General features: G+C 57.8%; 19 protein-coding genes. 6 read left to right on the top strand and 13 right to left on the bottom strand.

Translation table 11 applies throughout. From position 1 onward, the window contains the following. The coding region (locus ACVWYY_RS13645; protein ID WP_457404189.1) for an IS607 family transposase at positions 1-305 on the bottom strand (305 nt) is incomplete at its 3' end. Positions 306-517: 212 nt separating this feature from the next. Between ACVWYY_RS13645 and ACVWYY_RS13640 the strand changes: the two genes are divergently transcribed. Both ACVWYY_RS13640 and ACVWYY_RS13635 read left to right on the top strand, forming a co-directional pair. Next, positions 518-1,573, top strand: coding sequence for a TauD/TfdA family dioxygenase (locus ACVWYY_RS13640; RefSeq protein WP_457440835.1), 1,056 nt, complete (start codon positions 518-520; stop codon positions 1,571-1,573). A gap of 200 nt (positions 1,574-1,773) precedes the next feature. After that, positions 1,774-1,956 (top strand): hypothetical protein, encoded by a 183-nt coding sequence (locus tag ACVWYY_RS13635; RefSeq protein ID WP_414342619.1) that lies wholly within the window; start codon positions 1,774-1,776, stop codon positions 1,954-1,956. Positions 1,957-2,045: 89 nt separating this feature from the next. Here ACVWYY_RS13635 and ACVWYY_RS13630 read toward each other — a convergent pair whose 3' ends face one another. The 4 genes from ACVWYY_RS13630 to crtE are packed head-to-tail and all read right to left on the bottom strand — an operon-like array spanning position 2,046 to position 5,020. Then, the gene (locus ACVWYY_RS13630; protein ID WP_414350903.1) at positions 2,046-2,888 is read right to left on the bottom strand and encodes a SirB1 family protein; all 843 of its coding nucleotides are present in this window, start codon (positions 2,886-2,888) and stop codon (positions 2,046-2,048) included. A 45-nt stretch (positions 2,889-2,933) separates the two neighbouring features. After that, positions 2,934-3,551: a hypothetical protein gene (locus ACVWYY_RS13625; RefSeq protein ID WP_457387798.1), complete on the bottom strand. Its 618-nt coding sequence runs from the start codon at positions 3,549-3,551 to the stop codon at positions 2,934-2,936. 43 nt (positions 3,552-3,594) lie between these two features. After that, on the bottom strand, positions 3,595-4,077 hold the full coding sequence (locus tag ACVWYY_RS13620; protein WP_414328881.1) for a divergent PAP2 family protein: 483 nt from the start codon (positions 4,075-4,077) through the stop codon (positions 3,595-3,597). 49 nt (positions 4,078-4,126) lie between these two features. Next, entirely contained in the window at positions 4,127-5,020 is an 894-nt protein-coding gene (gene crtE / locus ACVWYY_RS13615) for a geranylgeranyl diphosphate synthase CrtE (protein WP_414328882.1), read from the bottom strand. 243 nt (positions 5,021-5,263) lie between these two features. Between crtE and hemE the strand changes: the two genes are divergently transcribed. Together hemE and ACVWYY_RS13605 are read left to right on the top strand one after the other, a co-directional pair. Next, complete coding sequence (gene hemE / locus ACVWYY_RS13610; RefSeq protein ID WP_414418418.1) at positions 5,264-6,364, top strand: uroporphyrinogen decarboxylase; 1,101 nt, start codon at positions 5,264-5,266, stop codon at positions 6,362-6,364. A 390-nt stretch (positions 6,365-6,754) separates the two neighbouring features. Further along, a complete protein-coding gene (locus tag ACVWYY_RS13605; protein ID WP_457440837.1) occupies positions 6,755-7,738 on the top strand; it encodes a glycosyltransferase family 2 protein in 984 nt (327 codons plus the stop codon). Here ACVWYY_RS13605 and ACVWYY_RS13600 read toward each other — a convergent pair. Continuing rightward, positions 7,693-8,574, bottom strand: a complete 882-nt coding sequence (locus tag ACVWYY_RS13600) for an inositol monophosphatase family protein (RefSeq protein WP_457440833.1) — start codon at positions 8,572-8,574, stop codon at positions 7,693-7,695. The genes ACVWYY_RS13605 and ACVWYY_RS13600 overlap by 46 nt on opposite strands. A 141-nt stretch (positions 8,575-8,715) precedes the next feature. On the opposite strand from ACVWYY_RS13600, the gene ACVWYY_RS13595 reads away from it, so the two are divergent. Continuing rightward, a complete protein-coding gene (locus ACVWYY_RS13595; protein WP_457440831.1) occupies positions 8,716-10,692 on the top strand; it encodes a protein kinase domain-containing protein in 1,977 nt (658 codons plus the stop codon). Positions 10,693-10,881: 189 nt separating this feature from the next. Here ACVWYY_RS13595 and ACVWYY_RS13590 read toward each other — a convergent pair whose 3' ends face one another. From ACVWYY_RS13590 to ACVWYY_RS13570, 5 genes are all read right to left on the bottom strand, one after another. Further along, positions 10,882-12,075 (bottom strand): RNA-guided endonuclease InsQ/TnpB family protein, encoded by a 1,194-nt coding sequence (locus tag ACVWYY_RS13590; RefSeq protein ID WP_457404200.1) that lies wholly within the window; start codon positions 12,073-12,075, stop codon positions 10,882-10,884. A gap of 72 nt (positions 12,076-12,147) precedes the next feature. Further along, positions 12,148-13,671, bottom strand: coding sequence for a S10 family peptidase (locus ACVWYY_RS13585; protein WP_457404201.1), 1,524 nt, complete (start codon positions 13,669-13,671; stop codon positions 12,148-12,150). Positions 13,672-13,755: 84 nt separating this feature from the next. Further along, complete coding sequence (locus ACVWYY_RS13580; protein WP_457440830.1) at positions 13,756-14,349, bottom strand: hypothetical protein; 594 nt, start codon at positions 14,347-14,349, stop codon at positions 13,756-13,758. A 206-nt stretch (positions 14,350-14,555) separates the two neighbouring features. Beyond that, entirely contained in the window at positions 14,556-15,578 is a 1,023-nt protein-coding gene (gene thiL, locus ACVWYY_RS13575) for a thiamine-phosphate kinase (RefSeq protein ID WP_457394295.1), read from the bottom strand. A gap of 114 nt (positions 15,579-15,692) precedes the next feature. Then, on the bottom strand, positions 15,693-16,343 hold the full coding sequence (locus tag ACVWYY_RS13570) for a class I SAM-dependent methyltransferase (RefSeq protein ID WP_011433463.1): 651 nt from the start codon (positions 16,341-16,343) through the stop codon (positions 15,693-15,695). Positions 16,344-16,459: 116 nt separating this feature from the next. On the opposite strand from ACVWYY_RS13570, the gene ACVWYY_RS13565 reads away from it, so the two are divergent. Continuing rightward, positions 16,460-16,675: a hypothetical protein gene (locus ACVWYY_RS13565; RefSeq protein WP_011433464.1), complete on the top strand. Its 216-nt coding sequence runs from the start codon at positions 16,460-16,462 to the stop codon at positions 16,673-16,675. Between the two features lie 24 nt (positions 16,676-16,699). On the opposite strand, the gene ACVWYY_RS13560 is transcribed toward ACVWYY_RS13565, so the two are convergent. Continuing rightward, a complete protein-coding gene (locus ACVWYY_RS13560; protein WP_457440828.1) occupies positions 16,700-17,554 on the bottom strand; it encodes an ABC transporter permease in 855 nt (284 codons plus the stop codon). Between the two features lie 140 nt (positions 17,555-17,694). Beyond that, complete coding sequence (locus tag ACVWYY_RS13555) at positions 17,695-18,708, bottom strand: ATP-binding cassette domain-containing protein (protein ID WP_457404206.1); 1,014 nt, start codon at positions 18,706-18,708, stop codon at positions 17,695-17,697. Positions 18,709-18,912: the final 204 nt, after the last annotated feature.

The following is an 18,912-nucleotide window of genomic DNA, read 5'->3' as shown; positions in this document are numbered from 1 at the left end:
GGTCTTTTGAAGTCGAGACCGCCGCCAATCTCTCCGACCACTTCGGCTCCAGGATAGAGGTTAACCAGTCTTGCAATCTGTCTCTCCAAGTCTGGCTTCTGCCCTCGGCTGCTAACTCGGGCATACAAAACGACTCGTTTGGCTTTCTTTGGCGTTCTGATGTAACTGTCGAGGTCATACCTTCTTGCCCTACCAGATGGCGTACGTATTGCTTTGATCCAACCTTTCTGCTCCCATCGCCTCAAAGTGTGGAGACACACCCCGAAATAGTCGGCCGCTTCTCTCGGTTTCACATACCTAGCCATACCAAGCAGTCATGCTGAACATGCTATACATTATTTCCAGTATAGTCCAGCGTATCATTGACTAGAGCCTTGCTCTGCCCCGCCTCAGACTGAGGTTCTAGCACCGAAGGGTAGTGCGCTACACTCGCCGAGATTGGGTTTTGAGTGTAGGATCCCTGCCCAAAAGTTGCTGCGGCTGCTATGACTAGGGCAGTGGGTGGTGAGGGATCGTGATGAAGACTTCACAGCTTGCAAAAGGATGCCTGCTGATCGATTGTCGGGGCTTTGATGAAAAGACGATAAACCTGTTTTTGGCACCTGGGCCCGATCCCTATCGGGAAACAGAAGAATTTCTCCTGGACTGCGAGATGCGGGCAGATGAGCTGCCCCGTTATCTGCGGCGGGCCTTGCTGGAGTTTCAGTTGTATTCCAATTCGGAAGGGATCCTGCTGCTGCGGGGCTTGCCCGTGGATCCCGGACTAGACCATACCCGCACACCGGCTCTGGCGCAGCGCTCTGAGGAGAAAACCACTTTTGTCAGCGAACGCTGCTTGGCGATGATCGGCAGCCGCTTGGGGCATTTGGTCTCCTACATCCAAGAAAAAAACGGGGATTTGTTTCAAAACTTGGTGCCTACTCCCGACAGCGAAGAGGTGCAATCTTCCGAGGGATCCCGCACTTGGCTACAGTTTCACCGCGAGACGGTTTTTCATCCCCACTCACCGGAGTTTTTGCTGCTGTTTTGCCTGCGCCCCGACCATGATCGTATGGCGGAAACCACCTACGCCAGCATCCGTCATGTCCTGCCTTTGCTGGGAGAGCGCGATCGAGAGCTGCTGTTTGAACCCCTGTATCGCACTGGCATCGACTACTCCTTCGGCAACCGGCAAGCCCTGATCAATGGACCCATTTTGCCGGTGCTGTATGGCCGTCGAGAGGATCCCTTCTGGAACTACGACGAAGACCTGATGGTGGGGCTCACCCCCGAAGCCAGTCTGGCTCTAGAAGCCCTGAGGAAGGGAATCCACGCTGTCTACCGAGGCATCAAGCTGGAAACAGGGGATCTGCTCTGTATTGACAATCGCCGCACCGTTCACGGACGGACTGCCTTCTCTCCCCGCTACGATGGCTTCGACCGCTGGATCCAGCGCTCATTTGTGGTGCGGGATCTCGGCCTTTCGGCAGGGGATCGCCATCCCGGTGAGCGCATCATTCGCACCGCCTTCGCAACAGATGATGAGGCCCAAGCTGCCCTCAATGGGGAGCAGGTCTGTCTCAGAAGATCCTGAGAAGTTCGCAGACTTCAGCGCCATCCATAGCTCAAGTCCGTAAAAGTACTATTGGCGATTTCCCCGAAAGGGTTTGGATGAGTCGCCCCAGATTCTGATGTCAAAATACGTGATCCTCACGATGGCTATCGCAGAGCGTTTCCAGCATTCTAGGCTTATGAGCCAAAGCCATCAATTCTTCTCACGATTGCGAGGTTAAGATGAGCATTCGCCAGATCATCGATGAGGTTTTACAATCTTCGGTTTTAACTCTGCAGCAGGAATCCAGCATTAACCAAATCCTCTGGGAAAAAAACTATGATCTATCTGATCTAGAGGCTTTAGATAAGCTGGTGGAAGCCATTTTGCGCCAAGAGGTAAGGGCTGCTTCCGATCCCTGCTAGAAACCTAGCCTTGCTTGCAAACGACGGCAGATCTTGCTCAAAACTTACACACTTACACAACGCACAACTGAGAGCAATTGTGCATGCTCCTAGCATGAGTCGGGATGAGATTCCAATCTCTCGACAATTTCCCGGATTAAATGCTCATCAGAGCGATTGATCTCGGGGTGGAAAGGCGCCTGTTTTAAGTAGCGCTTGAGATCCTGGCAGGCTTGCTGCCAACGGCCCAACTGATAATACAACAGCCCGCGATCCCTTAGGTGGGGCAAGGATTCAGGGATCAACAACAAGATCCGTTCCGCTGCTGCCAAAGCGGGTTCCAGTTCGGCGCGGCTCAGATAAATTTGCTTGAGGTTGTTGAGCAAGCGTACCAAGATCAGGCGGGGAGGGGTGGGGCGTAGGTGGTGTTCTTGGAAAGGGATCCCAGGCCCGTAGATTTGCGACAAAAGCTCTTGACAATCTTCTGGAAATAAAATCTCCCCCTGCTGAAAGGGATCCACAAAAATCTCGGCGCCTGCAAACAGGGGCCGGATTAAAAAGTGGCCGGGCATGCCCACTCCTGCCATGGGAAAATCGATCCGCCGCGCCAGCTCTAGATAGATCAGCGACAGCGTAATCGGGATCCCGGTGCGCCGATCGATCACTTCGTTCAAAAAGCTGTTGCGTGGGTCGTAATAATCTTCGCGATTGCCACGAAAGCCCAGATCCTCAAAGAGATAGTGATTCAAGATCTTGATGACCCGCAGGGGATAACGCTCCGGGGGAAGGCGCTCTTGCACCTCTGCGGCCATCTCATCCAGAGCGGCCACATACTCTTCCACCTCCAGATCGGGATAGGCTTCTTGGGCAATCCAGAGGGCCGCCCGACCCAGATCGATGGGCTCCGATTGGATTTCAAGGGCAAAGCGTTGACGGGCAGCAGGAATGCTCATGAAATGTTAAATATTAAATATTGAGGTTCTTTGCAAGGATCTCGGTTAAAACAGCAACGTGCAGAAGCTGGTCAACAGCAAGGTCACCGCCGTCAGGAGCAGGCTAAAGCTCCAAAGCCGCAAAGCGGCAAGCAGCAGGATCCCGATCACCCAAATCAGCAGAGCATTCCAATAGGGTCGGTTGGGGGCTTTGGACACATTAATTTTCTGGAAGAAGGGCAGCAGGATGAACGATACATCCAACAACAGGCGCGGCAGCCGCAAATTGTCCGGCAGCGGCAGATCTCGCACCGCCAAATAAAGCAGCCCCCAGCTCAACAAAAGCGGGATTAGGAGCAGATAGTTGGATTCGGCCAGCAGGGGTCGATCCACCACCAGCGGAAACAGAGGGCTGATCCCCCAGAGCAGATAGAGGTAAAAGTTGAAGTTCAGCAGCGGCTGTAGCAGAGGGGGCACCTTGAAGCGTTGACCTTGGGATCCGATCCCGTTTACCTGAGCTGCAATTTTCTGGCCCAGGGATCCGCCTTTTTGAGGGGTTTGCGCTGCCGGGGCCGCCCGCCAACCGCAGTGGTCACAGTAGGGAGATTTGAACCGGTAGGCTGGGATCGGCTTGCCACAGGAAGGGCAACGTTGGATCGGACGAGGTTGAGAACTGGAAGCCATGACCACCCCGCGGTACTTCTGCCTTAGCATGCCCCAATGGCTCTCAGTTTACTCCCAGGGCAAACGACAATGTAATACAGGCTGCCCCCAAAGCCGCGCCGGCCATGACCTGCACGGGAGTGTGCCCCAGCAATTCTTTCAGGTAGGGTTCTGGAAAACGGTCGGCGCCCTTTTCTTCAAACCATTCTTCCAGGAGGCGATTCAGCACCCGCGCCTGTTTTCCGGCGGCTTGGCGGATCCCCGCGGCATCGTACATCACCACCAATGCGAAAACCACCGTCGCGGCAAACAGCAGGCTGTCCCAGCCTTCCTGCATCCCCACCCCAATGGACAAAGCCGTCACCAACGCTGCGTGGGAGCTGGGCATTCCCCCGGTTTCCACCAAGACTCGCAGGTTAACCTTGCCTGACCGCACATAGGAAAGGATCAGCTTGATGGCTTGGGCCAACACACTGGCCAGCAAAGCAACCCAGAGGACATGATTGGCCATCAACTGTTGCAGCATACGGCTCTCCAGCACAGACATGCGAGCAGGGTCTCCAGGGATCCCATCTAACTTGTCCTCTTGTCCTGCCCTAATGCTGACGGCGAGTGATGAAATCTGCCAGGGCCAACAGCGGCTCTGCCCGCGATCCATAGGGGCGCAACGCTTCCTTGGCCGATTGAATCAGCTCCTCGGCTTTTTGCCGGGAAGCCTCTAGGCCCAACAAGCTGGGATAGGTGGCTTTGGCGGCAGCTTGATCCTTGCCTGCCGTTTTGCCCAGTTGCTCGCTGGTGGCGGTGATGTCCAAAATGTCGTCCACAATCTGAAAGGCCAAGCCAATATCGCGGGCGTAGCGGCTCAGGCGGTCCAGCAGCTCCTCATCTCCCCCCGCCAGGATCCCTCCCGAAACCACCGAGACTTCCAATAGAGCGCCGGTTTTGTGGCTGTGAATGTACTCCAAAGTTTCCAGGGAAATGGCTTTGCCCTCCGACTCCAGATCCACCACCTGTCCCCCCACCAAACCGGTTGCCGCCACAGCATGGCCAATGCGGGCGATCACCTGTAACACCAACTGCGGCGGTACCCCCTGAGTTTGGCTAGCAATGTGCTCAAAGGCAAAAGCCAGCAGAGCATCTCCCGCCAAGATGGCAATGTCTTCGCCGAACACCTTGTGGTTGGTGGGTTTGCCGCGGCGAAAGTCGTCATTGTCCATGGCCGGCAGATCGTCATGGATGAGCGACATGGTGTGGATCATTTCCAGGGCACAGGCGGTAGGCAGAGCCTGCTCCACAGTGCCGCCGGCCAACTCGCAAGCAGCCAGACAGAGGATGGGCCTGAGGCGCTTCCCCCCTGCCAATAGGCTGTAGCGCATCGCCTCGTAAATGCGCTCCGGATAGGCGGGAACCAAAGCTGCAGAGAGAGCTTCTTCCACCTGTTGCTGACGCTGGCTCAGGTAGGCTTTCAGGTTAAAGGTTTGGGCAACCAAGCGGGGTTTCCTCTCAACTCGGCAATGGGGGGATCCTTGTCGAGCCGTTCTTCAACAGACTTGTCAGGTGTCATTATCTCATGTCCACTTTAATTGGGGATCCCAGCCCAGAGGCCAAAAGGGTAAGAAGTAACAGCAAGTTGCAGCCGATGAAGAAACTGCAGGGATCCTGAGCCGCCAACTTGCGGTTGCTGTCGCCACAATGTCAGGATTCATAAGGATCTTTAGCCGGATTGCCCTCCTATGTCCCACTCGCCTGTTCAGCTCAGCGCCACCTCCTCCACCGCCAGCGGTGCGGAGCACTTGGGTGACCGTTTGCTGCGGGCGGCCCGAGGGGAAGTGCTGGATCGCCCTCCAGTTTGGATGATGCGCCAGGCGGGTCGCTACATGGCGGCCTACCGCGAGCTGCAAAGCAAGTACACCTTTAAGCAGCGTTGCGAGATCCCGGAGCTGGCCGTCGAGATCTCGTTGCAACCGTTTCGGGCCTTTGCCCCTGATGGGGTGATCCTGTTCAGCGATATCCTCACCCCCCTTGAGGGCATGGGGATCCCCTTTGAGCTGGTGGAGCATCAGGGGCCGATCATCGACCCGCCGATTCGTTCGCAAGCCCAAATTGAGCGCATTCGCCTACTGGAACCGGAAGAAAGTCTGCCTTTCATCAAGACCATTCTCAGCACCCTGCGCCGCGAGGTGGAAGGAAAAGCGACGCTGCTGGGATTTGTCGGCTCCCCCTGGACTCTGGCCTGCTATGCCGTGGAAGGGCGCAGCTCCAAAGATTACGCCCACATCAAAAGCTTGGCCTTCGCGCAGCCGCCATTGCTGCATCAGTTGCTGAGTAAGCTGGCCGACAGCATTGCCCGCTACGTGATCTACCAGATCGAGTGCGGCGCCCAGGTGGTGCAGTTGTTCGATACTTGGGCCGGCCAGCTCAGCCCAGTCGATTACGAGTGTTGGGCCTTGCCCTACCAAAAGCAAATTGTGGATCAGGTGAAAGCTCGCTATCCGCAGGTGCCACTGATCCTCTACATCAACGGCAGCGCCGCTTTGCTGGAGCGGGTGGGCAAAGCCGGCATCGACGTGTTCAGCCTCGATTGGATGAGCGATATGGCAGAGGCCAGGGCCCGCCTGGGATCCCTGGCGGTGCAGGGCAATCTGGATCCGATGGTATTGCTGGGATCGCCAGAGTTCATCCGGCAGCGCACCCTAGAGGTGATTCGAAAAGCCGGATCCCGTGGGCATATCATGAACCTGGGCCATGGCATCCACCCAAGCACTCCAGAGGCCAATGTCCATTACTTTTTCGAGACGGTGCGCCAGTCGGCAGAGCTGATACATTTACGCTGAACACTGCCGAACATCACTGTTCAACTATGCAGCGATAGCATTCTGTTTGTTTCCATTCGCGTTAGCGGGACGGAGTCCAAACAGAATGGCGGTATCCCGCAAAGCTTTGAGTAGAATACCCAAAGCGCAGTTTCCGTGTCGTCTTACTACCAATTTTCTGCTTTGCTTTGGCTACCATGTTGGCAGACTCGAAAGTAAACAGAAAGATCAACTGGTAGTAATCCGTACTGAACATATTATACATTATTTTCAGTATAGTTGAGCTTATTATTGACTAGAGTCATGCTCCTAAAAGCCCTCTAGCCTAACAGGCAGCGCGAACCCCTCCTCCCTGAAGCGTTTTGCTCAACTTTTGCTCTAAGGTTGCACGGCCATCTCCAGGGATCCCCGGTGTACATCAGCGTCATCATTCCCACCTACAACCGCCGTCCGATTTTGGAGCAGTGTCTGCGGGCCCTGGCGCAGCAGCAGCCCGGCCCCTACGAGGGCTACGAGGTGGTGGTGGTGGACGACGGCTCCACCGATGGCACAGTGGAATGGCTGCAGAACAACCCCATCGGCTTGCCCCAGTGGAAACTGTTGCAGCAGGAGCACCGCGGCCCCGCCGCTGCCCGCAACTTGGGGTTTCGCCACGCCCAGGGATCCCTCATCGTCTTTATCGACAGCGACCTGGTGGTGGTGGATCACTTCTTGGCCAGCCACGCCCAGATGCTGCGGCGGCACGGCGTTACAGGGGATCCCCGCTCCCCCCACGAGGCTAAGGTCTTCACCTACGGGCGGGTGATCAACACGAGCAATTTTCAGGATCCCCGCTCCGAGCCCTTCAAGCCCACCGATTTTTCGGCAGCCTTTTTCGCCACCGGCAACGTGGCCATTGCCCGCCATTGGTTGGAGCGGGCCTGCGAAACCCCCGCCGGCCCCTTTGACGAGCGGTTTCACCTCTACGGCTGGGAAGACCTGGAGCTGGGGGTGCGGCTAAAGCGTTTGGGCTTGCGCCTGGTCAAGTGCCCCCAGGCCACCGGCTACCACTGGCATCCGCCCTTTGAGCTGCAGCAGATCCCAGGATTGATTGAGCGGGAACGGCAGCGGGGCCGCATGGGTATTCTCTTTTACCAAAAACACCCCACCTGGGCCGTGCGCCTGATGATCCAACTGACGCCCCTGCACCGATTCCTGTGGGGCCTTTTATCCCTGGGGGGCTGGCTGAACGAGAAGCGGGTGGAACCGCTGCTGCGCTGGTTGATCCGGCATGGCCGCTCGCAGTTGGCCTTGGAGCTGTGCCGGATTTTTTTCCTCAACTGGTACAACGTGCAGGCCGTTTACGAAAGCTACAGAGCGATGAAGGCGCGAAATAAGGGGATCCACTCGGCTTGAGCTGCCACCAGGGCGGGGTAAGTGAGTCGGCCATAATCCTTGCCGGGAATGAGAGGCTGGCCGGGATCCGGATCGGCACAGCTCAGGGGTTCCCAAACGGCGCCGGCCCCCTTGACAATGGCCCACACTGCCGCCACATCCCAGATCTTGGGCGAGCGTTCTACCGCCCCCAAAAGGCTGCCACCGGCCACCGCCAGCAGGTTGTAGGCAGCGCCCCCCAACATCCGCGCTTTGCAAGGGAATTGCGGGCTAATCCAATGGCTGCTGCGGGAACAGAAATTGAACAATTGGTTGGGGCCGGGTGAGGCGATGCTAGGACGGATTGGCTGGGGACAGGCGGGATCCCGGTCGTGGCGGGTGAGAAAAGCTCCTGCTGCTGCATCCCCAGGAAACCGAGGCCAATAACCGTAAAAAGTCTGGCGGATGGGCGGCAGATGGACACAGCCAAACACCGGCACGCCCCAATGCAGCAAAGCCAAGGAGCTGCCCCAAATGGGGATCCCACGGGCAAAATTGGTGGTGCCATCCAAAGGATCCACTACCCAACACCACTCCTTCTCGGGAAAAATGTGGTTGGATTCCTCGCTCAGATAACCGTGATCGGGGTAGGCAGCGGCAATGGCCCCTTGAAAAGCGCGATCCGCCCACTGGTCAGAAGAGGTTACCAAGCTGCCGTCGGCTTTTAAGGACTCCGTCCCGCTGGCGCGAACCGTAGGGTGGGCCTGGCCAAAGTCTGCCAAGAGCTGGGATCCCACGCTGGCCGTAGCCTGCAAGGCAAACTCGGTAACCTCCAGCCAGAAAGGGGATAGAGCAGCAGTTGCAGAAGGAGCACTCATGCCCCAATCCTAGCGGGATCCCTGGCTTTTGGGGTGGAAAAGGGGTCGCAATGGCAGCGGATCCCTCACCAGCAGGTTCTAGGCCCATAAGCTGAATAGAATCAAATCATAGGTAAACTCCCCAGCTGGCCACCCTCCTCCATGAACCAGCGCCTGATTGGACAACTGATTGGCAACCGCTACCGGCTGACCCGCCACATCAGCGAGGGTGGCTACGGCAATGTGTTCGAGGCGGTGGATACCCAGCTCAATGACGAGCTGGTGGCCGTCAAGTTGTTGCGCCCGCCGCCCCCGGACATGGGCCCAGAGTACTACCAGCAACTGCAGCAACGCTTCATGGATGAGGCCAGGGTCAGCGCTCTATTGGGCGAGCACCCCAACATCGTGCAGGTGCGCTCTTACGGCCTGTACCAAAACCAGCCCTATCTGGTGATGGAGTACCTGAATGCCAAACCCTACAGCGGCCAGGGGTTGGACTATGTGCTGGCTCGGGAAGGCCCCTTGCACCCAGAGCGAGTGGTGAACTTGGCTCTGCAAATTTGCTCTGCCCTGCACCACGCCCACAACTTTCAGATGGATCTGGGCAAGCACTCCATTCGCGGCGTCATCCACCGCGACATTAAACCCAGCAACATCTTTGTGCAGAAAGGGCCCGATGGGAAAGAGCGGGTCAAGATCCTGGACTTCGGCATTTCCAAGCTCATGGGGGAGACCTCTCGTGGCCTGACGCAGACGGGCTATTTTTTGGGCACGATGGTCTATGCCTCGCCCGAGCAAATGCGCGGAGAAAAGCTGGATGGCCGCTCCGACATCTATTCCCTGGGGGTGGTGCTGTACGAGCTGTTAACCGGTGCGTTGCCCTTCGAGCCGGATACCGACACCTTGCAAGGCTGGTACCACGTCCACAACTTTCAAAAGCCCCGCCCCTTCCAAGACCACAAGCTAGCCCACCCCATCCCTGCTGCTCTGGAGAGGGTCATCCTCCAGTGCCTAGAGAAAGACCCTGCCCTCCGCCCAGCCAACATGGAAGTGCTCGGCCAGCAGCTACAGGCTGTCTATGGAAACAAGGTTGCCCCTCCTGCCCCGTTCGTCCCCTCAAATTCCTCTCGTTCACCTCAAGGTGTTCGCCCCCCGCGGATCCCGACCGGATTTGGCCAGCCGACTTCCCAACAGCCGATGGGTCGAGCTGCCCCAGACGAGGAAGAAAAGCTACAACGGGCGGTCAGTCTGATCGAGGCAGGCGAGTACAAGATGGCCGTCCATCTGCTCAATGAGCTGATCCAGAGCGCCCCCAACGAAGCCCGCTACTATCTCTACCGCGGCCTGGCCCACCAACGGCAGGGACATTGGGGCCTTGCCCAGATGGACTATCAAGGGGTGCTGCGGCTGGAGCCGGGTAACCCTTCAGCGGAACAGGGGCTGCGCGAGGTGGAACAGAAGGTTGGGCAGGAACATGTCAACAGCAAGTCCGGCTCTCATCTGTTGGATGCACCCCTGAATGCACCCCGCCTGGGCAAAGGGTCGGCGTTGAGTTGGCTCTTGGCCAATTTGGGGGCGGCTGGGATCGGCTACCTGGGGCTGGGGGCATCAGCGCCTCTGCTGGCGGCTTTGGGATCACTACAAGAAGCGGTGGCTGGAGCCGGCCTTGGCTTGCTGATGGGGCTGCTGCAGTGGCTGGTGTTGCGGCGGCAGGTTTCGGTGGGATGGGTGGCTGCAACTTTGCTGGCCACGGCTTTGGGCTGGGTGGCAGCGGATTTCCTCGCTCCCCAGGTGGGGGTGGCAACCTCTGCTTTTAACCCGACGGATCCCTGGCTCCAAAATGCCTTGCGGGCGATGGGAGATGTGCTGCGCGGTTTGCTGGTGGGGGTCGGCGTTGGTGGGCTGCAATGGGCCTTGTGGTCTCAGCGCTGGAAAGGTAGCCGGGCTTGGATCTTGGCGGCAGTTGCCGAAGGGGCAGGATCGGCTCTGTTGATGGGTTGGCTGCTGGACAATACTACCTTGAACAGTTGGCTGCTGCTGATCGTGGGGCTACTGGCCAACACGCGCCCCCTCAGCGCAATGGTGCTTTTGAATTTGCGCCGGATCCCTCCTGTTCAAAGTCAACAACAAGCCCCTTAGCCCACAGGGATCCCATCTGAGTTCTCTCTCTCAAGAAGAGGGAAAGACAGGAATCAAAACCGCTCATTATTTTTCTCACGATTTTTCTCACGGTTACCGGGGAGCGCCGTGAGATCCCCAGCTCAGAGCTACGCGACTGGTTGTAGGGAGTAGGGTCGTTTGAGCTAGTAAACTACCCGACTCCGACCGCTAAGCGGTACGGAGCGGGCTTTCAGTAGCCCTGAGCCTGCTCTGCTCCACCAGAGAACAAAACAGGCCCGAACCTCTAGGCTGGTTTACGGCAGCCCCCAAAAGCGCAATCACCTTCGCACCGTTAAAATCCGCATCCCCTTCCCAACCGCAGTGCCCGCATTTGAACTGCTTACCCTTGCGATAGGATTGAGCGGAGTCGGGATGAATATGCAGGCACTTGTGGCAGATCTGCGAGGTATAGGCCGCAGGGACAGCTACCACTTTGACACCCGCCCTCACAGCCTTGTATTCGATAAACCGCCGCAGCTGGTAGAACGCCCAGCTATTGCTACGCCGCCGCTCCTCACGACTGCGGGGGTGTTGATTGGTGCGTTCTCGAATGCCGCTTAAGTCCTCAATGGCAATGCAGGCAGAAAGAGATTGAGCTGTTTTAACGATGCGCTTAGCGATACTGTGGTTCACCCAAGCTTGAAAGCGTCTCTCTTTGCCAGACAGCCGTTGCAGCAGTTGACGGCATCTGCGCCGCGAACTGCGTGTGCCCTTACTGGCTTTACGTTGGAGTACCGCCCTCAACCGGGAGTAGTGGTCTCGGACTCTGTTCAACTGCTGTCCATTCCAGTTGTCCCCCTCTGACGTATGGGCAATATCCGTCCTTCCAAAGTCCACCCCGATCACCTTGTCGGCATCTTGCTGCTTGGGTGGTTTTTTCTCTACGCAAATCTGGATGTAGTAGGAGCCGTCTTTCCGCTTGACCAGCGTGGCGGCTTTTGGGTTGGAACCCGCCAGTATCCCACGCTGGTAGTTGCCGATGGACAGCTCAAAGCGCTCCCGACCCTCCACCGTGGTCAGCGACACCGTCCAGTCTTTCTCGCGGAACGAGAAGATGCGTGCGTCGTAGGTAGCGAACCTACGCTTGAACTCTTTAACTGGACGGTTGCGCTGTCTCGCCACTTTGCGGGCGCCGGCCACCCGCCTGCAGACCTGTTGGGCCAAGTTGCTAGACAAGCCGAATCGGGCGCGAATCTCGTAGTAGCAAAGGGATTGCAGTTTGACCGCATTAACGATCTTCTCCGGCGTGTTCTGGTTGACCCAGTTCAGTGCCTGCACAAAGGCATCCATCGTCGCGTCCAATTTAGCGGCTTGCGACGGGGACACCTTGAGCTTGCAGGAGATGGTCAGGACTTGGCTCATAAGTTCATTGTACTTCATCAAAGCGCTTTCCTCCCGACACTGACCCTACGGGTACAGTGCGGGGCTCCTGCGCTAGTAAGCTGAGCTGGAAGCTGTTTTCGAGTAAAACTCACGCATTTCTGTAAACCACTCCAATCGCGAGGGATCCCAGGTGTAGAACATGTGTCCGCCGCGATAATGACGTAGGGTGAGGTTGGCCTTCAACCGCGGATCCAACTTCATCAAATCCACCAGGTGATTCGAGGCAAAGTAGGGCGTGACCAGGTCGTAAAAGCCATGATGAATGCTCACCCGCATGTGGGGGTTGAGGGCCATGCTGCTGCGCAGCTCGTCCATTGCCCCGATGAATCCTTGCTTCAACTCTCCTTTTGGGGTGAACCGCCAGGACTTGAACACCTCCAGGTTCAGTAGGTGATAGGTCAACTCCGTTTCCACCTGCAAGGTCTCTCGCAAGTGGCTGTTGATGGCTGCCGTGAACAGGCGATCGATCCCATCCAAGGTGGGATCGGATCCCTCGAAGGTAGGCCGATCCGGAAAGGGATCCACCGTGGTTACAGAAGCATCGTAGAGCCCCAGCACCAGTCGCTGCGACCGCAACAGCTCGCGGGCAAAACTGGCGATATCGATCCGCCCGCCTTTGTGGGCTACATATTCTGGAGATAGGCCGATCCCTGCTGCCATTTCCTGATACACCGCTTGCCGTTCTGCCTCTGGCATTGCCTCCCCCATGGCCAAGAGGGGCAGCAGACGTTGTCGGGCAAAGTGTTCTGCTTTGGGCAGCAGGATCTGCAAATCCTCCCCCCAGCCACACCGTCCATGATGGGCTGCTGTGGCCACATAGGAAGGGAAAAGCGTTGCCCAAGTGCTGAGGTTGTAATCGTTGGTCTCCAGCAACCCAAACTCAAGTGCAGGCGAGATGAGAATGGCCCCCGACAAGCCTACGCCAAACTTGGATTGCAGCTCCTTGGCCAGCCGCGCCACCCGAAACCCACCGTAGCTTTCGCCGGCAATGAAAATGGGGGAGAGCCAGCGTTTGTATCGGGAAAGAAAGCCCTGAATGAATTCTCCCAAGGATTGCAAATCCCGCTCCACATCCCAGAAGGGCGATTCCTTAGGAGGCTCCTCCGCCTTAGCATCCGGCTGAGGGGGCTTGGATGCCGGATCGGATTTCTCCCGGGAATCTTTGGGGTCTTGAGAATCCTTGGGCAGGGCGCGGCTGAACCCCGTCCCCACCGGATCGACAAAGACCAGGTCGGAAAAGGGCAACCAACTTTCGGCATTGTCCACCAGCCGCACCGGGGAGGGGGGCAAACTGCCGTTGGGCCCGAAGCAAATCCGTTTGGGCCCCAGCGCTCCCATGTGCAGGTAGGCAGAAGCTGCCCCAGGCCCACCGTTGAACACAAAAGTGAGAGGGCGGTGCTGAGAGGCGGAGTCTTGCTTTAGATAGGCGACGTGAAAGATCTCGGCCACCGGCTTTTCCCGCTGGAAAAGGGTCTGCCAACCGGCCAGCGCTCTGTAGGTAAAGCTCTCCTCTCCAGCCGTAAACCTGTGATCAGTGGAGGAGAGGGGGGAAGTGGGCTTAGATTCAGTAGCCATGAAAACAGGGATCCGCAGTCTGATCCCCAGTGAATCACAAGTTGCCGACCCTCAACACTCCCAGAGGAATCTCCAAACGGCACCTCACAAAGTCAGCGGAGCTTCCAAAGTTAGATTGAAAGATTGGCCGGGGCGCAGCACCACCACCTGCGGAGCGGTAACATTGCCCACCACCACTCCGGTCGCGGCACCTCCCAGGACATTGCCCACTGATACTCTGCCCGTGATGGCCCCCAAAATGGCTCCCGCGGCTGCCCCAATGGCTGCATCTTGAGCAATGGCCTCAGCCGAATACTGACGGGGATCCTTTTCGTCGTGGAGGATGTTGGAGGAAGCCCGTAGGCTGTAGGTACGACCGCCGAGAACAATAGAAGTACCGACAAAGCGGGATCCGCCCGGTGCAGGTTCCATCTGTCCAAAAACGCGGCTACCCGCCGGGATCACCAAGCGCCCCTGGCTGTCAAAAATGTTCTGAGTAACGGCCACTTCCAGGGGATAGACGGTGTCGGGATAAAAGTATTGCGGCCCTTCGCTACTCAGGCTGCCGACCGGGATAATCGTCCCCTGCTCAAGGCGGTAGGCACCCAATTCAAAAAGCGGCTGAGCCGAACTGGGCAAGGGGGCCAACGAAGGGATCCCGGCCAGGCCAAGAATGGCTGCTGTTAAGATAGCTTCCATGAGTAGAGTCTCCAATGCTTCTCCAATCCAAGTTCTGCGGAGTTCTCAGCAGTTGCCTGAAGCTGTTCCAGGTCAATTTGCTTCCTTATCTCAGCTTCTCTCCACTTCTAGGTTATCGAATCCTTCCTAGGGCTTGTTTTCTCCCACAAGTCGATTTGTCTTCAACTGTTGGCAGTTTGGGTGGCCATCCTGCAGCACAACTTCTCTCAGAAATGCTGGAAGGCTTGTTGACGGCTGAGGGCCTGCCCGTCCTTCAGCCAGACGGTTCCCTGCGGATCCCAGCCTGTCACTTCTCCAATCCAAACGGCCCCTGGCAATTCTTCCAACAGATGCTTGGCCACCGACACCTCGGCACTGAGGAGCAGCTCAAAATCTTCGCCCCCATAAAGCGCCCACTCCCAGGCTTGGGCCGGAAAAGCCTGCCGCAAAGCTTCTGAAATCGGGATCCGCTCCACGGCAATCCTTGCCTCCACCCCACTGGCCTGACACACCTGCACCAGGGCATCTGCCAAACCATCGCTGGTATCCATACCGGCAATGCGCAAGGGATCCGGGATCCCTTCTAAGAGGGGCAACAGATCCAGTCGCGGGCGTGGGTATTGGTGAGCCCTGATCAACTGCTCGCGCTCGGCTGCCGTGGCTGAGGATCCCTGTTCAGGATGGAGAAGCAGCTCCAAGCCTGCCCGCGCATCTCCGTGGGGCCCTGTTACCACCAGCCAATCGCCGGGTTGAGCCCGTCTGCGCTGAATGGCCCGCCCCGGCTGCACCGATCCCAGGGCCGTGATTGCCACAAATCGATGCGGCGACCGACACAGATCCCCTCCCACCAGTTGGCATTCCCAGCGGGCGCAACAGGCTTGCATCCCTTGATAAAGCTCCTCCACCCAAGCAACCGGTGTGGAGCCCGGCAAGCCCAAACCCACCACCAACGCCTGCGGACGGGATCCCATCGCGGCCAGATCCGATAGATTGGCGGCCACCGCGCGCCAGCCCACCGCATGGGCCGGGGTCGTCAGATCGCTGAAGTGAACTCCCTCCACCAACACATCGGTTGTCACCACCAACTGCCCCTCCGGAGCAGCCAACACCGCCGCATCATCCCCCACCACCTGGGCCGGACAGTAGCGCTGCACGATCTGCAGCAGCCCCGCCTCCCCAATTGCTGAGATGGGTAGGGGGGAAGGATCGCCGTTTTGTGGGGAAGAACTGTCAGAAAGACCGGAGAACAAGACAGACCTATGAGGGTAGCGAGGATAACACAGCTGCAAGATCTGGTGGATGCTGGAGTCTTGTTGGATATTTCCAAGGATCCCGCCTGCACGCCACAGGCAAGCTGGAGAATTCTACCCCGCCGTCCGCTGTCCAATCAGGGCATAGAAGGGATCCCCGCCTCCGCCTGCCCAAAAGCCCAGCCAACCCATAGGGGCAGGCCGCTGGATCACTTTCACCACCGCAAACCCTGGCACCGACTCAAAATAGCGCCTGACCAACTCCACCCGCCCCGCCTCAGAGTTGTCCCGCCAAGCCTGGATCGCCTTCTGGAAAAACATGCGATTGGAGAAGCTGACGATGAAGAGGCCCTGGGGCTTTAGGATGCGATACACCTCGGCAAACACCTGCTCCGGCTGCTGCAGATACTGCACCGAGACCGTGTTTAGCACCGCGTCGAAGGATTGATCAGGGAAGGGCAGACTTGGGTTTTGGTTCAAGTTTTGGATGAAGAAGTGATCCAGCCGGGGGTTGGCCGCCAGTTCCTCAGGGTTCATCCCATGCCCCTCCACATGGGCAAACTCCATCTCAGGTGGCAAATGGGAGACCCAACTGCTCATTAGATCGAGAATGCGGGTCTGGGGCCGCAAATGCTCGCGGTATAGATCGGTGAGCTGGCCGATGAAGCCAGAATCCACATGAGTCACGAAGCGAGGATAGCTGTAAAAGAGGGCATCGTCGCTGGGATCCAACTTGGAGCGCTGCCAATCCTTGAGCACCACCATGGCCAAACGGTTGCAAATCTTAATCAAAGCTAACATTTTGGAAGCTTCGGAAAAGGGGTGGGCGTGATACCTTAGCAGAGCAACAGTGGCCATTTCGCGAAGGACTCTTTGCCGTGATGTCTGTGTCTCACCCCTCTTCAGCGGCTCCTTCTTCTTCTGGGTCTAACTTTGGCCTGCGGGAGTACGTAACCGAACTGCAGCTCCACATGGCTCTGCAGGCTCGCAGCCTTACTCCTTCTCTCAGCGTTTCCCCAGCCCAGGACAGCCCCCTGGCTCTGGTGCAGCGGGCACAGGCAGCTATGGAGAAGTCCGTTTCCCGCCAGTGGCTTTGAGGGGCACAGCCTGGGCAGAGAGGCTCAGGCCAAGCTTTTGCGCAACACCCCCTGCACCAGTAGAACCGACACCCCCACAAACCCCGTCAAAAGGCCCAGGGATCCCGCCAGGGTGAGATCGCCCCAGGGAGCCTGCAGCACCACATCGGCCCAGCTCCAATGGCTGCTGCGGTAAACATGGCGGATGGGCTCGATGGCAAAAGTGAGGGGGTTGAGGCTGGCCACCCAACGCAGCCAGGTGGGCATAAAGCTCAGGGGAGCCAAGGCCGTGCTGGAAAAGATCAGGGGCAAGTTGACCAAAAAGATGAAAGCCAGCAATTGCTGGTGCCCCGGCATGGCAAAGGCCAAGCCCAAGCTCAGGGCCGTGAAGCCCAAGACCAACAGGCCCACGATCAAGGCCACCACCGCCAAGCCTGGCCCGTCTGGGATCCCGGCCCCAAGGGCGTAGTCTGCCCCCACAATGACTGCCGTCTGCAGCAACGCCAAGCTGACGATAAACAGGCTAGAAGCAAGAACAATGGAAAAACGAGAGGTGAGGGGAGCCACCAACAACCGGTTCAAAAAGCCAAATTCTCGGTCGAAAATCACCGGCACTCCGGCATTCAAGGCTCCACCAAAAGCCGTAAACACAATGACTCCCGCCCCCAAAAACTGGGTGTAGTTTTGTCCGGCCCCGAAAATGCCGGCAGGAGCATTCTGAAACAAGGCTCCAAATAGAATCAGCCAGAGCAACGGCTGGATAATGCCGGCCAGCAAGGTTGTGGGGCGACGCTTCAGTTGGATAAACAAGCGGCGCGTGAGGGCGAAGGTCTCCTGCCAAAAGTCAGCCGTCAGAAGGGGGATCGGGTTAGATTGAACCGGGGAAGAGGCAGAGGTCATACCCAAGCTCCTGTAGAGTTGTGATCAATGAATGTGTGATGAATGAATGCAGTATCTAATCCATCAACCAATACAACCAATAAATATCTCGATATGCCTTTGTACAGGGATCAATGGGGCTCGAGCATGAGGTGATGAAGTTACTTTTTCTTTTTGCCCAGATTGGCCTCGGCAGCGGCCAGCTCCGCGTCCATCAGGGTTTGCCCGGTTGCCGCCAAATACACATCATCCAAGCTGGGACGAGACTGGGTGCTGCTGAACACCTCTAGCCCATGAGCCTGCAAGTGGGCGCGAATCTGGCTGAGGGGATCCTCTCCATTCCGCTGCACCACCAGGTTCAGGGCGTTGCCCTGGGCGCTGTTGATCACCACCTTCTGGACAAAGGGCAGGGATCCCAGCAGTTGGGCACCCCGTTGGGCCAGTTCCGCCGGGGCAAATTCCTGCAGCTTGACGGTGATGCGCTCGCCGCCGACGCGGGTTTTCAGCTCCTCGGGGGTTCCCTCGGCGATCACCTTGCCCCGGTCGATGATGGCCACCCGATCCGCCAGCAGGTCGATCTCCTCCAGGTAGTGGCTGCTGAGCACCACTGTGATCCCTGTGTTCTTGAGTTGGCGCAAAAAATCCCAGATGGCCAGCCGACTGGGAATGTCCAGGCCCACCGTGGGCTCGTCCAAGACCAGCACCTGGGGTTGATGGAGCAGTCCTGCCGCCAGATCCAAGCGTTTGCGCAGCCCGCCGGAGTAGGTACCGATGAGTTGGTCGGCGCGGTCGGTCAGCCCCAGCAGTTCCAGGACGGCAACGATTCGCTCTTGAGCCAAGGGGCGAGGCAGGTGGTAGAGGTCGGCCTGCAACTGCAACAATTCTCGCCCGGTCAGCACCTTATCCAAGGCCACCTCTTGGGCGACAAACCCCAGTTTTTCTCGTACCGCTTTGGGGTTTTCGCTGGCCGGGATCCCGTACACCTCTATCCGGCCTGAGTCGGGACGGAGCAAGGTGCAGAGGCAATGCAAAGTGGTGGTCTTGCCCGCTCCATTGGGGCCGAGAATGCCGTAGATCTGGCCGGGTTCCACCTGAAACGAGACGTCCGCCACGGCCACTGTGGATCCGTAGCGCTTTTGAAGTTGCTCTACCAAGACCGCAGGAGTATCTGACATGGGTATCCACATCTCGCTTCCTCTAGGCTATCAAGCCTGTTCGGGAGATGAGGCCAGGGATCGCCACCATTTCTTGCTCGTTGCCGCCAGCCCCCTAGGGATGGTGGGAGGTAAACTACCCGGCTCCGACCGCTAAGCGGTACGGAGCGGGCTTTCAGTAGCCCTGAGCCTGTTCTGCTCTACCAGAGAACAAAACAAGCCCGG

The organism is Thermostichus sp. MS-CIW-34, assembly GCF_054060435.1.
This window is presented reverse-complemented; position numbering and strand designations above follow the sequence as displayed.

Coding starts and splice junctions, on each gene's coding strand:
- ACVWYY_RS13640 (WP_457440835.1), top strand. CDS start 518: ATGAAGACTTCACAGCTTGCAAAAGGATGCCTGCTGATCGATTGTCGG.
- ACVWYY_RS13635 (WP_414342619.1), top strand. CDS start 1,774: ATGAGCATTCGCCAGATCATCGATGAGGTTTTACAATCTTCGGTTTTA.
- ACVWYY_RS13630 (WP_414350903.1), bottom strand. CDS start 2,888: ATGAGCATTCCTGCTGCCCGTCAACGCTTTGCCCTTGAAATCCAATCG.
- ACVWYY_RS13625 (WP_457387798.1), bottom strand. CDS start 3,551: ATGGCTTCCAGTTCTCAACCTCGTCCGATCCAACGTTGCCCTTCCTGT.
- ACVWYY_RS13620 (WP_414328881.1), bottom strand. CDS start 4,077: ATGTCTGTGCTGGAGAGCCGTATGCTGCAACAGTTGATGGCCAATCAT.
- hemE (WP_414418418.1), top strand. CDS start 5,264: ATGTCCCACTCGCCTGTTCAGCTCAGCGCCACCTCCTCCACCGCCAGC.
- ACVWYY_RS13600 (WP_457440833.1), bottom strand. CDS start 8,574: ATGAGTGCTCCTTCTGCAACTGCTGCTCTATCCCCTTTCTGGCTGGAG.
- ACVWYY_RS13595 (WP_457440831.1), top strand. CDS start 8,716: ATGAACCAGCGCCTGATTGGACAACTGATTGGCAACCGCTACCGGCTG.
- ACVWYY_RS13590 (WP_457404200.1), bottom strand. CDS start 12,075: ATGAGCCAAGTCCTGACCATCTCCTGCAAGCTCAAGGTGTCCCCGTCG.
- ACVWYY_RS13585 (WP_457404201.1), bottom strand. CDS start 13,671: ATGGCTACTGAATCTAAGCCCACTTCCCCCCTCTCCTCCACTGATCAC.
- ACVWYY_RS13580 (WP_457440830.1), bottom strand. CDS start 14,349: ATGGAAGCTATCTTAACAGCAGCCATTCTTGGCCTGGCCGGGATCCCT.
- ACVWYY_RS13570 (WP_011433463.1), bottom strand. CDS start 16,343: ATGGTGGTGCTCAAGGATTGGCAGCGCTCCAAGTTGGATCCCAGCGAC.
- ACVWYY_RS13565 (WP_011433464.1), top strand. CDS start 16,460: ATGTCTGTGTCTCACCCCTCTTCAGCGGCTCCTTCTTCTTCTGGGTCT.
- ACVWYY_RS13560 (WP_457440828.1), bottom strand. CDS start 17,554: ATGACCTCTGCCTCTTCCCCGGTTCAATCTAACCCGATCCCCCTTCTG.
- ACVWYY_RS13555 (WP_457404206.1), bottom strand. CDS start 18,708: ATGTCAGATACTCCTGCGGTCTTGGTAGAGCAACTTCAAAAGCGCTAC.